13 protein-coding genes and 1 pseudogene are annotated in these 14,683 nt (G+C 70.2%); 4 read left to right on the top strand and 10 right to left on the bottom strand.

What is annotated here, in order from left to right:
- The first annotated feature begins 2 nt into the window (after nucleotides 1-2).
- On the top strand, nucleotides 3-950 hold the full coding sequence (locus HHL10_RS23020; protein WP_169162748.1) for an SMP-30/gluconolactonase/LRE family protein: 948 nt from the start codon (nucleotides 3-5) through the stop codon (nucleotides 948-950).
- Between the two features lie 185 nt (nucleotides 951-1,135).
- Here HHL10_RS23020 and HHL10_RS23015 read toward each other — a convergent pair whose 3' ends face one another.
- Nucleotides 1,136-2,089, bottom strand: a complete 954-nt coding sequence (locus HHL10_RS23015) for a LysR family transcriptional regulator (protein ID WP_169162747.1) — start codon at nucleotides 2,087-2,089, stop codon at nucleotides 1,136-1,138.
- Between the two features lie 111 nt (nucleotides 2,090-2,200).
- On the opposite strand from HHL10_RS23015, the gene HHL10_RS23010 reads away from it, so the two are divergent.
- Entirely contained in the window at nucleotides 2,201-3,244 is a 1,044-nt protein-coding gene (locus tag HHL10_RS23010; RefSeq protein ID WP_169162746.1) for a porin, read from the top strand.
- Nucleotides 3,245-3,283: 39 nt separating this feature from the next.
- On the opposite strand, the gene HHL10_RS23005 is transcribed toward HHL10_RS23010, so the two are convergent.
- The 8 genes and pseudogenes from HHL10_RS23005 to HHL10_RS22970 form a co-directional block, all read right to left on the bottom strand.
- Nucleotides 3,284-5,260: an acyl CoA:acetate/3-ketoacid CoA transferase gene (locus HHL10_RS23005; protein ID WP_169162745.1), complete on the bottom strand. Its 1,977-nt coding sequence runs from the start codon at nucleotides 5,258-5,260 to the stop codon at nucleotides 3,284-3,286.
- A gap of 19 nt (nucleotides 5,261-5,279) precedes the next feature.
- Nucleotides 5,280-5,450: pseudogene (locus tag HHL10_RS23000) on the bottom strand (SDR family oxidoreductase); the annotation flags it as partial.
- A 33-nt stretch (nucleotides 5,451-5,483) separates the two neighbouring features.
- Nucleotides 5,484-6,863 (bottom strand): MFS transporter, encoded by a 1,380-nt coding sequence (locus HHL10_RS22995; protein ID WP_169162743.1) that lies wholly within the window; start codon nucleotides 6,861-6,863, stop codon nucleotides 5,484-5,486.
- Nucleotides 6,864-6,992: 129 nt separating this feature from the next.
- Nucleotides 6,993-8,321, bottom strand: a complete 1,329-nt coding sequence (gene fahA / locus HHL10_RS22990) for a fumarylacetoacetase (protein ID WP_169162742.1) — start codon at nucleotides 8,319-8,321, stop codon at nucleotides 6,993-6,995.
- 13 nt (nucleotides 8,322-8,334) lie between these two features.
- Nucleotides 8,335-8,871, bottom strand: a complete 537-nt coding sequence (locus HHL10_RS22985; protein WP_169162741.1) for a VOC family protein — start codon at nucleotides 8,869-8,871, stop codon at nucleotides 8,335-8,337.
- A gap of 27 nt (nucleotides 8,872-8,898) precedes the next feature.
- Entirely contained in the window at nucleotides 8,899-9,123 is a 225-nt protein-coding gene (locus HHL10_RS22980) for a DUF2783 domain-containing protein (RefSeq protein WP_169162740.1), read from the bottom strand.
- 16 nt (nucleotides 9,124-9,139) lie between these two features.
- Entirely contained in the window at nucleotides 9,140-10,795 is a 1,656-nt protein-coding gene (locus HHL10_RS22975) for an FAD-dependent oxidoreductase (RefSeq protein WP_169162739.1), read from the bottom strand.
- A gap of 115 nt (nucleotides 10,796-10,910) precedes the next feature.
- Nucleotides 10,911-11,870, bottom strand: a complete 960-nt coding sequence (locus HHL10_RS22970) for an MBL fold metallo-hydrolase (protein WP_169162738.1) — start codon at nucleotides 11,868-11,870, stop codon at nucleotides 10,911-10,913.
- A gap of 112 nt (nucleotides 11,871-11,982) precedes the next feature.
- On the opposite strand from HHL10_RS22970, the gene HHL10_RS22965 reads away from it, so the two are divergent.
- Complete coding sequence (locus HHL10_RS22965) at nucleotides 11,983-12,798, top strand: IclR family transcriptional regulator (RefSeq protein WP_310734658.1); 816 nt, start codon at nucleotides 11,983-11,985, stop codon at nucleotides 12,796-12,798.
- Nucleotides 12,798-13,796 (top strand): extracellular catalytic domain type 1 short-chain-length polyhydroxyalkanoate depolymerase, encoded by a 999-nt coding sequence (locus HHL10_RS22960; protein WP_169162737.1) that lies wholly within the window; start codon nucleotides 12,798-12,800, stop codon nucleotides 13,794-13,796. The genes HHL10_RS22965 and HHL10_RS22960 overlap by 1 nt, the downstream gene beginning before the upstream one ends.
- Before the next feature lie 42 nt (nucleotides 13,797-13,838).
- On the opposite strand, the gene HHL10_RS22955 is transcribed toward HHL10_RS22960, so the two are convergent.
- Nucleotides 13,839-14,312 (bottom strand): hypothetical protein, encoded by a 474-nt coding sequence (locus HHL10_RS22955; RefSeq protein WP_169162736.1) that lies wholly within the window; start codon nucleotides 14,310-14,312, stop codon nucleotides 13,839-13,841.
- Nucleotides 14,313-14,683 lie beyond the last annotated feature (371 nt).

The following is a 14,683-nucleotide window of genomic DNA, read 5'->3' as shown; positions in this document are numbered from 1 at the left end:
CCATGTTCCTGCTGCAAGCCCCCCACGTCCGCGATGCCGAGGTGTTCACGCGCATGCCGGCCGAGTTCCGGCGCGGCGGCGTGCGCTCGGCCTGGGCCGATGCCAACCGCGGCGGCGTGCCTTGCGATTCCTTCCTCGAAGGGCCCGTCTTCGACGAGGCGGGCAACCTCTACGTCTCGGACATCCCCTTCGGGCGAATCTTTCGCATCGACGCGCAGGGCCGCTGGACCCAGGTTGCCGAGTACGACGGCGAGCCCAACGGCATGAAGTTCCTGAACGGACAGGAACTGTTGATCACCGACTACAAGAACGGCCTGGTGGTCTGCGACGTGGCCACCGGCACGGTGCGGCCCTTCCTGGAGCGGCGCAACAGCGAACGCTTCCGCGGCGTGAACGACCTCACCTTCGACTCGCAGGGCAACCTCTACTTTACGGACCAGGGACAGAGCGGCCTGCACGATCCCACGGGCCGCGTGTACCGGCTGCGCCCCTCGGGGCAGTTGGACCTGCTGCTGTCCAACGTGCCCAGCCCCAACGGCGTCGTGCTGTCGAAGGACGAGAAGGTGCTGTTCGTGGCCGTGACGCGCGGCAACTGTGTCTGGCGCGCACCGCTGATGGCCGACGGCAGCGTCTCCAAGGCCAGCCAGTTCTTCACCTCCTACGGCCCCAGCGGCCCGGACGGCCTGGCCATGGACGAGGCGGGACACCTTCTCGTCGCCAATCCCGGCCTGGGCTATTGCTGGGTGCTGAACCACCGTGCCGAGCCGGTGCAGGTGATCAGGAGTCCCGAGGGAGCCTCGCTCACGAACCTGGCCTTCGGTGGCGCGGACCGGCGCACGCTGTACTGCACCGAGTCGGTCTCGGGCTCGATCCTCATGGCGCGCATGGACGTGGCAGGCCTGTCTTGCGCGCGTCCCGCGCAGCCGCCGCACGCCACGCCCGCCCTCTGATACGGCTCCTTGATCAACGCTGAAATATTCCCTCGTCATGCCCGCACAGGCGGGCATCCACGCCAGCCAGGACGCAGCCCGGAGCTCGTGGACACCCGCCTTCGCGGGTGTGACGAAGTTATTTCAGCCGGCATCGGACCGGGTTGATGACCAGGCAACGGAAAGCGCGGCCCCTGTTGAGCCAGTCACGCCGAAGGCTCCTTGCCCGCGCTGCGCTTGGGCCGATCGACCGTCCGGCGTGAGCCGGCCTTGGGACTGAGCACGCCATCCTTGAACGACGCGAACAGTTCGATCAGGCGCTGGGCCGCCGGCAGCAGGTAGCTGTCGGCGCGGTACGAGACCGTCAGCCGCCTGCGCATGGTCGTTTCCTTGAGGACGACTTCCCGCAGCGGCGTTCCTTCGCCCACGTGGTAGCGGGACACGAAGCTCAGCAGCCCCGTCTCGGCGATCAGCGGCGGCAGCATGATGAGCATGGTGCTCTCGATCTGCACCACCGGGCGCGGCAGCCGCGCGCGGTCGAAGGCACGATCCAGCCAGTCGCGGGTCGGTGCGCCCGGCGGCTGCAGCACCCACTGGTGGGCTGTGAGATCGCCCATCGCCACGGCCTTTTCGAAGACCGGGTGGCTCGCACTCGCGGCCACCACGATGCTGTCCTCGGCCAGCGGCCTGGACACGAAGCCGGGCTCCGCCGGCGTCTCGGTCGCCACCATCAGGTCGAGCTCGCCGGCCTTGAGCTGCGGCTTGAGCGCGTCCACCAGCCCGACGACCGTCTTCATGGTCACGGCCGGCGCTTCGGACAACAGCTGCCGGCTCACCGTGGGCAGCAGGAACTGCGCCGCGGTAGGCACTACGCCGATGCGCACATGGCCCGAGAGCCCGCGGCCGATGTCGCCGATCTCGCGCTTGGCGTCCTCGACGTCGAAGCGCATGCGCTGCGCCCACTTCTGCAGGACCTGCCCGGCGGGCGTGAGCCGGATGCCCCGTCCCGACTTCTCGAACAGCGGCGCGCCGCAGGCATCCTCCAGCCGGCGCACGCAGCTCGTGAGGGCCGGCTGCGTGCGGTGCAGCCGCTGCGCCGCGCGGCCGATGTGCTGCAGCTCGGCAATCGTCTCGAAGTAGCGCAGGTCGCGCAGGTCCATTGCAAAAGCTCCGTGAATGAATCTGCAGAAATTATGAAATGGACGCTTGAAGGCCCGGTCGGAATACTTGCGCGCCCAACGGGTCATTCATCCCCAACGAAGAGGAGACACATGTCCATTCGAAACCACGCCGTCGGCGCGCCGGCCCTGGCCGCCGTGCTGGCGCTGCCCATGCTCGCGAGCGCGCAGTCCAACGTCACGGTGTACGGCATCGTCGATGCCAGCGTCCGGCGCGCCGACAACGCCGATGCGGCGGGCGGCTCACGGACTTCACTCAATGATGGCGTCTATGTCGGCAGCCGCTTCGGCTTGCGCGGCAGCGAGGACCTGGGCGACGGGCTCAAGGCCATCTTCACGCTGGAAAACGGCTTCGATCCCTCCACGGGCACGCTGCAGCAGGCCAACGCCAGCGCCAGCAACGGCTCGGGCGCCGCTGCTGGCGGGCGCCTGTTCGGGCGCGAGGCCTCGGTGGGCCTGGCCTCCGAAGCGCTGGGAACGGTGACGCTGGGTCGCCAGTACACGCTGGCGCATCCGCTGTCGGGCCGCTTCCAGCCGCAGCCCAACCCGAACCTGGACGCCATCTCCATGTTCAGTACTCACCATGTCGCGCGCCAGGACAACATGGCGCGCTACTACAAGCAGCTCGGCCCGGTGGGCGTGTATGCCAGCTACACCTTCAATGAAGGCAATGGCCGCGGCCGGGGCGTGGGTGCCAGCTACACCCAGGGCCCGCTGGACCTGGTGGCCTACTACCAGGAAATCAACAACGCGGCCAATACCGCCACGCGCGGCATCTCGGGCGCGGGCGGCAGCTATCTCGTCACCAAGGAGCTCAAGGCCTTCCTGGGCTACATGAAGCGCAACGACCGTGGCACCAGCGCCCAGGAAAACGACGTGTGGAGCGTGGGCGCGAACTACAACATCACGGCGCCGCTGGTGCTGACGGTGAACTACGCGCAGGACCGCCAGAGCGGCGTGAACGCGGGCAAGCGCAAGATGGGCTACGTCGGGCTGGACTACCTGTTCTCCAAGCGCACCGACCTGTACGCCGAGGTGGACCACAACCGCCTCACGGGCGCCTATCCCTTGCCGTCGTTCATGGGCACGCGGGACTCGGCCACCAGCTTCTCCGTGGGCCTGCGCCACCGCTTCTGACGGCGTGGCTTCGCGGCCGTCGCTTGCGGGTGTGGAGGTTCAGGAACCCGCGCCAACGCCCGCATGGAGCTGGCGCTGGGCTTCGGCCGCGCTTTCGAAGATGTGCGGCGCCACGCCGCGCTCCAGCAGCGCCTCGCCCAGCTTGGCGCGCAGGAAGGCGCTGGTGGTGTAGCGCGTGACGTGGCTGTAGTGCCGGGAGGCCACGTCGCGCACCATGTCGGTGTAGGCGTCGAGCGCATCGGGCAGCACCAGGAAGTTGTCATAGTCCACCAGCGCCGGCACCTTGCGGCCGAGTCCTTCCAGGCGTTTCAGCAGCGCCGCGCGCAGCGCCTCCACGTCCTGGGCATTGCGCACCGTCAGGCCCTCGAAGTTGGCGAAGAACAGGCCCTGCGCCGCATCGAAGGCGAAGCGCTGTTCCAGCGGCAGGCGCAGCATGTCCTCGCGCAGGCCCATGGGCTGCGGCTGGAAGATGGCCTCGCTCATCTGCCGCAGCGGCTCGGCGATGGCCGGCCTGAAGGCCATGCGCGCAAGGATGTCGCGCTCCAGGTCGATGCCCGGCGCGATCTCGGTCAGCTCCAGCCCGCGCTCGGTGAGCCGGAACACGCAGCGCTCGGTGATGTATAGCACCTCCTGGCCGCGCTGCAGGGCCACGGTGCCGCTGTAGGTGACGTGCTCGACGCGCTCCACGAGCTTGGTGACGCTGCCTTCGCCGCGGATGGCGAGGCGCCCGTCTTCCACCGCCACGTCCAGCCCGCAGGCATTGAAGGTGCCGACGAAGACGACCTTCTTGGCGTTCTGGCTGATGTTGATGAAGCCGCCGGCGCCGGCCAGGCGCGGCCCGAACCTGCTGACATTGAGGTTGCCCTGCGCATCGGCCTGCGCCAGGCCCAGGAAGGCGACGTCCAGGCCGCCACCGTCGTAGAAGTCGAACTGGTAGGGCTGGTCGATGACGGCCTGCGTGTTCACCGCGGCGCCGAAGTCCAGCCCGCTGGCCGGCTGGCCGCCGATCACGCCGGGTTCGGCCGTGAGCGTGAGCAGGTCGATGATGCGCTCCTCCGCCGCCACCGCCGCGATGCCTTCGGGCATGCCTATCCCCAAGTTCACCACGCTGTTGGCGCGCAGCTCCATGGCGGCACGGCGGGCGATGACCTTGCGCTCGTCCAGCGGCAGCGCCGCCTGGCCGAGCACCGGCACGCGCAGCTCGCCGCTGAAGCCGGGGTGGTAGGGCGTGCGGAAGGTCTGCCAGTGGTTCTCGGGGGCGGCCACGACCACGCAGTCCACCAGGATGCCGGGCACCTTGACCTGGCGCGGGTTGAGCGCGCCGCGCTCGGTCACGCGCTCCACTTGCGCGATGACGATGCCGCCGCTGTTGTGCGCCGCGGTGGCGATGGACAGCGACTCCAGCGTCAGCGCCTCGCGCTCCATGGTGAGGTTGCCGTCCGGGTCGGCGGTGGTGGCGCGGATGATGGCCACGTGGATGGGAAAGGCCTTGTAGAACAGGCTTTCCGAGCCGCCCAGGTGCGCGAGCTCCACCAGCTCCTCGGTGGTGCGCGCGTTCATACGCCCGCCGCCCAGGCGTGGATCGACGAAGGTGCCCAGCCCGACCTTGCTGAGGTGCCCGGGCCGGCCGCCGGCGATGTCGCGGAACAGGCAGGAGATCACGCCCTGCGGCAGGTTGTAGGCCTCGACGCGGTCGCTCATCGCCAGGGCCCCGAGCTTGGGCACCAGCCCCCAGTGCCCGCCCACGATCCGGCGCAGCAGGCCCTCGTGCGCCAGGTGGTTGAGGCCCTTGTCCCGGCCGTCGCCCTGGCCCGCGGCGTAAACCAGCGTCAGGTCGCGCGGCTGCGCCTCGTTCAGGAAGCGCTGTTCCAGGGCGATAGCGATTTCCTCCGCGAAGCCGATGCCGACGAAGCCGGAGGTGGCCACCGTGTCACCCGAGCGGATGAGACGGACGGCATCGGCGGCCGAGACGATCTTGCCGGCATTGGGGGCAAAGAGCGGACGAGGCTGAGGCATGGCGATTCCCCGTGGTGGTTCAGCGTGCGGGCCAGCCGCCGTCCACCGGCAGCGCCGTGCCCGTGATCGAGGCGGCGGCCTCCGAGCACAGGAACAGTACCACCTGCGCCAGCTCATCGAGCCCGACGAAGCGCTTGTTGGGCTGCGAGGCCAGGATGACCTGGCGCACCACCTTGTCCACGTCGCCGAACTGCGCCTCGGCCCGTCCCGGTGCGGGCTGGGGTCAGCGCGAGGCGGCCGGCGCGGGAGCGGCGGCGGGCTGGTGTGCCCGGCCCGGGATGTGGCGCCGCACGGCCATCAGCGCGAACAGCACGAACAGCATGGCCACCCCCAGCATCGCGAGGTACGCGGCGGCGCCGCCGGCCGTGATCACCGCGGCGCCGGCAAAGGAGCTCAGGATCGCGCCGAAGCGCCCCAGCGACAGCGCCGTGGCCGTGCCGGTGGCGCGCACCGCCGTCGGGTAGACATGGGCGCACAGCGCGTACATCGTGGCCTGCACGGCATTGACGAACATCCCGTGCAGGCACAGGCCCACGATCAGCCAGTTCGTGTGCGCGCTCACGTCGATGCCCTGCATCAGCAGCGCGCTGCCTGCCGCGCCCAGGCAACTGAACAGCAGCGGCCGGCGCGAGCCGAAACGCGTGATGGCGGCGGCACAGCCCAGCGCGCCCAGCACGCCGCCCAGGTTGTAGGCGGTCAGGCCCGAGGTGGCGACGGCGACCGGCAGCCCTTCGGCGGCCAGCATCGTCGGCAGCCAGCTGAAGGCGCTGTACACGGCCAGCATGCACATGAAGAACGCGGCCGACAGGGCCAGGGTGTCACGCGCCAGGCTGCCGCGGAACAGCGCCGCGAAGCCGCCTTGCGTCCGGCCGGTGGCCTTGGCCTCGGCCGCGTCGGTGAAGCGGGTGTCCGCGGGCAGCGGCCGGTCCATGCGGGCCAACAGCTGGCGCAGGCGCGGCCATGCGCTCTCGCGGCGCGCCAGGAAGCGCGGCGACTCGGGCAGCGTCATCAGCAGCAGCAGGCTCAGCACCATCGGGAAGGTGCCGCCGATCCAGAACAGCCCGCGCCAGCCGTAGGCCGGCAGCACGGCGCTGGCGAAGAGTCCCGCCAGCATGCCGCCCAGCGGATAGCACACGATGGTGGCCGTCACGGCCAGCGTGCGGCGCCGCGCGGGCGTGAACTCGGCCGTCATCGTGGAAGCGCTGGGCAGCGCGCCGCCGATGCCCAGGCCGGCGATAAAGCGCAGCGCGGCGATGGTCGGCACGTCGGGCGCGAAGCCGATGGCGCAGGTCGCCGCGCCGAACAGGAAGACGCTCAGCGCCAGCGCCAGGCGGCGCCCGAAGCGGTCGGCGAACAGGCCCGCGCCGGCGCTGCCCACGGCCATGCCGAACAGGCCCGCCGCCACGGCCGGGGCGAAGGCGCCGCGCGTGATGCCCCACTCCTGGATGATCTGCGGGATGGCAAAGCCGATGAGCTGCCCGTCGAAGCCGTCCATGACGATGGCCAGCGCGGCCAGCGCCACGACCAGGCGCTGCATCGGGGAAAAGGGGCCGTCGTCCAGCAGGTGGCCGATATCGATGGGCGGGGAAGAACGGGAGGTCATGCGTGTCTCCGGTGAAGAAGTCCCGTCCTGCGCAGGACTTGGTCGAGTGCGGGCCGGGCGCTCCGTGCGGAGCGCCCTGGTCATTGCGGGGGGTGGGGCGGTGGCAGTGGCACCCCGGGGCGCCGACGCTCAGCGCTGCGGTGTGGGCAGCGCGGGCAGCACGGTGCCTTCGCAGCTGCCGAAGCCGATGCGCGCCGCGCCCGGCTTCTCGCACCAGCCGCGGATGACGACGCTGTCGCCGTCTTCCAGGAAGGTGCGCTGCTCGCCGCCGGGCAGGGCCAGCGGCTGCTTGCCGCCCGCGGTCAGCTCGATCAGCGCGCCGGCCTGGTCCAGCGTGGGGCCGGAGAGCGTGCCGCTGCCGAACAGGTCGCCGGGCTGCAGGTTGCAGCCGTTGACGGTGTGGTGCGCCACCATCTGCGCCACGGTCCAGTAGGCGTGGCGGTAGCTGGTGCGGCAGATCGTGGCCGGCGCCTGCGCCGCCTCGCGCATGCGCGCCGTGCGCAAGTCCACCTGCAGCTGGATGTCCAGCGCGCCGCCTTCACGGTTCGCCGCCGAGTCCAGGTAAGGCAGGGGCTGCGGGTCCTCGGCCGGGCGCTGGAAGGGCACGCGGTACGGCGCCAGCGCCTCCAGCGTCACGATCCAGGGCGAGATCGTGGTGGCGAAGCTCTTGGACAGGAACGGCCCCAGCGGCTGGTATTCCCAGGCCTGGATGTCGCGGGCCGACCAATCGTTGAGCAGGCAGATGCCGAAGACGTGCTCCTCCGCCCGCGCGATGTCCACCGGCTCGCCCTGCGCGTTGCCCGGACCGATGAAGACGCCCAGTTCCAGCTCGATGTCCAGCCGCTTGCAGGGACCGAAGGCCGGCTGCGCGGCGCCGGGCGGCATGCTCTGCCCCAGCGGACGCCTGAAGGCCTGGCCCGACACGCCGATGCTCGACGCCCGGCCGTGGTAGCCGATGGGCACCCACTTGTAGTTGGGCAGCAGCGGGTTGTCCGGTCGGAACAGCCGGCCGATGTTGGTGGCGTGGTGCACGGAGGTATAGAAGTCCGTGTAGTCGCCGATGCGCGCGGGCACCTCGTACTGGGCTGCAGCCTGCGGCACCAGGCAGGCCTGCAGCCGCGGCTGCCCGGCTGCGCCCTCGCGCAGCGCGCGCGACAGTGCCAGCCGCAGCGCGCTCCAGGCCGGCTGGCCCAGCGCCATCAGGGCATTGAGCTTTTCCTGCGCCGCGGCCTGCACTGCCGCAGCGGCCGGGCCGTCGAACACGCCGGCCGCGGCCACGGCTGCGAGATCAACGATCTGGTCGCCGATCGCCACGCCGCCGCGGAAGCGCTCCGAACCGCCTTTGCGACGGAAGATGGCAAAAGGCAGGTTCTGGATCGGGAAGTCGGTGTCCGCATGGTTGGCGGACGCGACCCAACTGCGCAGTGCCGGGTCGTGGGTTTCATTGAGCAGGGACATCGCGGCCTCGCCCTCAAGCCGCCGCGCTGCCGTCATGCATCCACGCGGCATGCTTGGGCGCCCGCTTGGTGCGGCTCCACTCCTCCAGCATGTCCCACTTCACCTCGTCGAGCTTTTGCATCATCGCGGGCGTGCCGCAGTCGGCGGCCAGCTCCAGGCGGTGGCCGTTGGGGTCGAAGAAGTAAATGGACTTGAAGATGGTGTGGTCGGTGGGGCCCACCACCTCGATGCCGGCGGCCTCCAGCCGCGCCTTGGTGGCGATGAGCGTCTCCACCGAATCGACCTTCAGCGCCAGGTGCTGCACCCAGCTCGGCGTGTTGCGGTCGCGGTCCATCGGCGGCTGGCTGGGCAGCTCGAAGAAGGCCAGGATGTTGCCGTGGCCCGCGTCCAGGAAAATGTGCATGTACGGGTCGGGCGCCTTGGTGGAGGGCACCTCGTTCTCGGCGATGGCGAGCACGAACTTCATGTCGAGGTGCTTGCCGTACCACTCGACGGTTTCCTTCGCATCCTTGCAGCGGTAGGCGACGTGGTGGACTTGGCTGATCAGCATGGGGGCTTCCTTGTCAGTCTTCAAACTTCAGACGCCTTCGCGGGCGAGCGCCATGGCCTCGCGCAGCACGGCGATGTCGCCGATGTGGTTGCTCAGCAGCAGCACCAGCTTGGCGTTGACCAGCGCGCTCTGCTCGTCGCTGAGGTCGCGGTGCATGTCGATGAGCAGCTGGTAGAAGTCGTCGCCGGGCGAGAAGTCGCGGTAGTAGCGCTTGCCGGCTTCGTTGAAGTTGGGTTGCAGTTCGAGCGACATGGGATGCTCCTTGGGTTCAGGCGTTGCAGGTGGCGCGGGCCACGGCTTGGCGCACCTTGGCGGCATCGGCGCCGCGCCAGCGGGCGCACACATGCTGGTCGGGCCGCAACAGGAAGGCGCTGCCGTCGCGGGCGTCGTAGCGCGAGGCCACGAGGCCCTTCACGTCCTGCAGCACCCGCACGCCAGGCAGCTCGCCGGCCTGGGGCGAGACGACGACGGCCTCCACGGGAATGGGCGCGTCCTTGAGGCTGTCCAGCAGCGCGCGGTCCACGCGGGCCGGGTCGTCGGCGTAGATGAGCAGCTGGAAGCGGTTGCCGAGCTGGTCGATCAGCCAGCCGTTGCGGCCGTCCACCCGTACCGGGGCATCGGCCATGGCCGCGCCGGGCTCCATGTCGCTCGCAAAGGCTTCCGTGTCCGGCGTGTTCAGCGAGGAGCCGCTGTAGTACGCGGGCACGGACAGGCGGCCGGAATTGACCAGCTTGCGCGCGAAGGCGTGCTTCTGCGCCAGCTGCAGCACCGCGTTGCGGAAGGTCTTGCTGGTCTTGCTCTTGGGCGTGATGAAGTCGGTGGAGCGGGTCGAGTTCAGGATGTTCTCGTCGGCCGCGTACACCCGTTCTTCGGAATAGCTGTCCAGCAGCTTCTCGGGCGCCAGGCCGTCCAGCACCAGCTTGAGCTTCCACACCAGGTTGTCGGTGTCCTGGATGCCGGAGTTGGCGCCGCGGGCGCCGAAGGGCGAGACCTGGTGCGCGGAGTCCCCGGCGAACAGCACGCGGCCGTGGTTGAAGCGGCCCATGCGCCGGCACTGGAAGGTGTAGACGCTGACCCACTCCAGGTCGAACTCGCGCTCGTCCCCGAGCATGGCCTTGATGCGCGGAATCACCTTCTCCGGCTTCTTTTCCTCCTCCGGGTCCACGTTCCAGCCCAGCTGAAAATCGATGCGCCAGACATCGTCGGCCTCGCGGTGCAGCAGCACCGACTGGTTGCGATGGAAGGGCGGATCGAACCAGAACCAGCGCTCGGCCGGGAACTGCGCCTTCATCACCACGTCGGCGATCAGGAAGCGGTCCATGAACACCTTGCCGTCGATGTCCAGGCCCAGCATGGTGCGGATCGGGCTGCGCGCGCCGTCGCACACGATCAGCCAGTCGGTCTCCAGCGCGTACACGCCGTCGGGCGTCTCCACCTGCAGCGACACATGGTCGCCCTCGGGCGTGACGGAAAGCACCTTGTTCTTCCAGCGGATCTCGACGCCGGTCTGCTGGCAGCGCTCCACCTGGTACTGCTCCAGGTAGTACTGCTGCAGGTTCACCATGCCCGGGCGCTTGTGGTCCGCCTCGGGCAGCAGGTCGAAGTTGAAGACCTCGCCCTCGCCGAAGAAGGTGCGGCCCACGCTCCAGTCCACGCCCTTGTTCACCACCGGCTCGCCCACGCCGACGCGGTCCAGGATCTCCAGCGTGCGCTTGGCGTAGCACAGGCCGCGCGAGCCCACGGACACGGTGTCGTCGTCATCGAGCACGACGACGGGGATGCCGTGCAGGCGGCAGTCCAGCGCGGCCGTCATGCCCACCGGGCCGGCGCCGACGATGACCACCGGGTAGCGCCGCGGCGCCGCGCCGGACAGCTCCGGCGGCTTGCGGTACTCGAACTTCGGGTACGTGTAGGTCTTGAGCATGTTGTCTCCGTGATTCCGTAGGGATGAGCGACCCCACGGGCGCGCCGCGGGCGGCGCGTCCGGTGCTTTCTGATTCCTGGGGTGAAGAGGGGTGAGGTGCGGCGAGTGAGGCGGATCAGCCTTCCAGCGCTTCCCACATCTGGCGGTCGCGCTCGGCGGTCCACACGCGCGGGTCGGCGTACTGCGTGGCCTCGTCATAGGCGCGGGTCACGTCGAAGGGCATGCAGTGGTCGAAGATCACCCACTGGCCGTACTTGGGCGCCATCTGGGCGTAGGCCTCCTTGTAGACGGCCTTGAGGTCCTTGCCGGCGGCAGCCCCCGCCTGCACCGCCTGGTACAGGTCGGAGATGAAGGCGCGCGTGCCGGCGAGGCCGGCCTGTACCTGCTCCTCGCCCACCAGCGCCGCGCCGCGGCCCGGCACCAGCGCGCGCGGATTCAACGCGGCGATGTTGTCCAGCGTCTGCGGCCAGTCCTTGAAGTAGGCGTCGCCCGCATACGGCGTGGCGTCGAACTCCACCAAGTCGCCCGACAGCAGCGTGCGCTCCTGGGGCAGCCACACCACGGTGTCGCCCTTGGTGTGGCCGCGGCCGAGCTGCAGCAGCTGCACCTCCAGCTTGCCGAGGAACAGCGTCATCTTCCCGGTGAAGGCCATGGTCGGCCAGGTCAGGCCCGCGGGCACCGTCTCGACGTTGCGGAACAGGCGCGGGAAGCGGCCGATCTCGCTGGCCTTGTCCTGCTCGCCGCGCTCCACGATCAAGTCGTAGGTGTCCTGGCTGGCGATGACCTGCTGCGGCGCATAGGCCGAGGCGCCCAGCACGCGCACGGCGTGGTAGTGGGTGAGCACCACGTACTTGATGGGCTTGTCCGTCACCTCGCGGATGCGGCGGATCACGTCGGCGGCCATGGCGGGCGTGGCTTGCGTGTCGGCCACCAACACGGCGTCGTCGCCGATGATGATCCCGGTGTTGGGGTCGCCCTCGGCCGTGTAGGCCCAGGCGTGCTCGGAGATCTGGCTGAAGCTGACCTTCTTTTCTTCCAGGTCGGCTTGGGAAGCGAACTTCTTGCTAGGGTTCATGGCTGGCGAACTGATTTGTCTATAACGAACACGTTTGCAGTGTAGGCTGCGTATTTGCTCCTTGCAAACGCATTCTCATAGGGAAAACTCTGATGGATTCAAGGGAGATGGCGTGGCTCAAGCCGTGAACGCGCAGGAAGAGAGCGGCCAGCGCGCCGTGCAGTCGGTGGAGGTGGGCGGGCGGCTGCTGCTGGTGCTGGCAGCCAACCCGGGGCCGATGTCGCTGAAGGATCTGGCCGGGCAGGCCGGCTTGCCGCCCGCGCGCGCGCATCCGTACCTGGTGAGCTTCGGCAAGCTGGGGCTGATCGAGCAGGACCCGCACACTGGCCGCTACGCGCTGGGCCCGGCGGCGCTGCAGCTGGGGCTGACCTGCCTGCACCAGCTCGATCCGATGCGCGTGGCCGGTCCGATCGCGGAGCGGCTGGCGGACGAGACGGGCTACGCCGTGGCGCTGGCGCTGTGGGGCAACTTCGGCCCGACCGTGGTGCGCATGATCGAGGCGCGCCAACCGCTGCTGGTGGCGATGCGCGCCGGCACCGTGATGTCGGTGCTGCACACCGCCACCGGACGCGCCTTTGCCGCCGCCTTGCCGAACGAGCGCATCGCGTCGGCCATGGCCGGGGCATTGGGCGATCCGGCTCGGCCCGGCGCAGCGCTCACTCGCGAGGAAGAGGCGTTGGTGCAGCAGGCGCGCGAGGACGTGCGCCAGCATGGCGTGGTGCGGGCCGAAGGCCGGCCCATCCCCAACGTCAACGCCTTCAGCGCCCCGGTGCTGGACCACGAGGGCCAGGCCGTGCTGGTCATCACCGCGCTGGGCCACCAGGAAGATCTGCCCGTGGATTGGGACTCCGCCGCGGCCAGGGCGGTGCGCGAGGCCGCGGCGGAGATGTCCAGGCGGCTGGGCTGGCAGGGAAGGCCGCCGGCCTGATGGCTGCCACCAAGCTTGCCACGCTGTGGCAGCGCGCCGCCAAGCGCCAGGCCCGCGCCTTGACCCAGGCGCAGGAGCGGACCACGCGCGAGCTGGCCCGGGCCGCGGCGGCGGCGCGCCAGCCGCCACCGGGCCGGGGCGAGTGGCTGCAGGGCGCGGTGCTGGGGCCGGCCGGGACGCGGCGCTGGTACCTGTTCCGCCCGGCCGTGCCCGTGCGCCGGCGCCTGCCTCTGCTGGTGATGCTGCACGGCTGCGGCCAGGACGCGCGCGAGTTCGCGCTGAGCACGGGCATGAACCGGCTGGCCGCCCGCGAGGGCTTCATGGTGCTCTACCCCGAGCAGGACCGCCTGGCCCATCCGCAGGGCTGCTGGAACTGGTACGACACGCGCAGCGGCCAGGCGCTGGCCGAGGTCGCCACGCTGGCGACGGCGGTCGAGCAGGTGGCGCTGCTGCATGCGGTGGACCGGGAGCGCATCGCCGTGGCCGGCCTGTCGGCCGGCGCCAGCATGGCGGCGCTGCTGGGCGTGCGGCGGCCGCAACTGTTCCGCGCGGTGGCAATGCACTCCGGCGTGCCGCCGGGCCTGGCCCGTTCCTCGGCCACGGCGCTGCGCGCCATGCTCGGCCATGGCGCCATCGCCACCGTGCCGCTGGGCCTGCCGCTTCAGCCTGGCGTGCCGTTGCCGCCGCTGCTGGTGCTGCACGGCAGCGCGGACCGGGTGGTGTCCACGCGCAACGCCGCCGCCGCGGCCGAACTGTGGGCGCAGGCGGCCGGCGCCCGGTGCGGCGCGTGGCGCACCGTGCAGCGCGGCCAGCGCCACGCGATGCAGGTCACGGACTACAAGTGCGGGCGCCGCACGGTGGCCACGCTGTGCGAGGTGCAGGGCCTGGGCCACGCCTGGAGCGGCGGCGACGCGCGCCAGCGCTTCGGCGACCCGCACGGGCCCGATGCCTCGCGCCTGGTCTGGCGCTTCGTGCGCGCGCAGTTCGACGCGCGCTGAGACGTTGCACCCAGGCCCGGGCGCGGCAGGGACGAGCCGGCCCTACCAGCCGCCGTCGCGGTCGTCCACGCGGGCGCACAGGTACAGCGCCGTGGTGATTTCCAGCAGCCGCGCCTGCAGGTCGCTCACGTCCGCCTGCTGCAGCGGCTGCGCGGCCACGGCGGCACTCTGTTCCTGCCAGCGGTGCAGCACCTCGCGCAGCCGCTCCAGCGCCCAGGAGGCACCCGGGCCCGCCACGGTGGGGTGCAGCGGCTGCAGCAGCGTCTGCACCTCATCGACGGTGCGCCGGCACACCAGCTCCATCTCTTGCCGCGACAGGTGCTTGCGCGCGTAGTGCCCGCGCGCCCGGCCCAGCTGCCGCTCGAAGTCATGCAGGCGCCTGGCCAGCGCTTCGAGGTCGGTGGCCCGGACCCAGCGTTGTCGGGTGTGGCCGCGTCCCGATTGGAACAGTCCCAGGCCCACGGCCAGCAGCCCGTGAAGAAACCGGGCCGTGCGCTGCTTCCATCCCTCCCGCATGCCCGCTCAGGCGCCGCGCGGCACCGTGCATCCCGCCACTGCCGTCCAGGGCCTGCAAAGACCGCTGTCCTGTTGGCCGGGTGGGGGCTGGCCTGGCGGTGCCGCGTCTGGTAAGCGCGCGGGCAGAGATGAGGCTGAAGCAGGAAGCTGGAACGGCACTTGGGACATGGAGCGGCGTGAAGTGGCAATTTGAGGCAGTAGGCCAGCCGCCCTGTGCCGGGCCTGTTGCGAGCCGCTGGATTTCTGCCGGGGACGCAACGGCGCGTATCCCCCGTAGACCGGGAGGGTAGGTAACCGATACATCCGATACGGACGCGGTGTGGTGCTTGGGCACCGAGCCTTGCCATGCGCTCATCATGGTGCTAAGCGCC

Origin of the sequence: Azohydromonas caseinilytica, assembly GCF_012927045.1 — a bacterium.
Classification (GTDB): domain Bacteria; phylum Pseudomonadota; class Gammaproteobacteria; order Burkholderiales; family Burkholderiaceae_C; genus Azohydromonas; species Azohydromonas caseinilytica.
The sequence above is the reverse complement of the archived record's forward strand: the minus strand, read 5'-3'. Positions and strand labels throughout refer to the sequence as shown.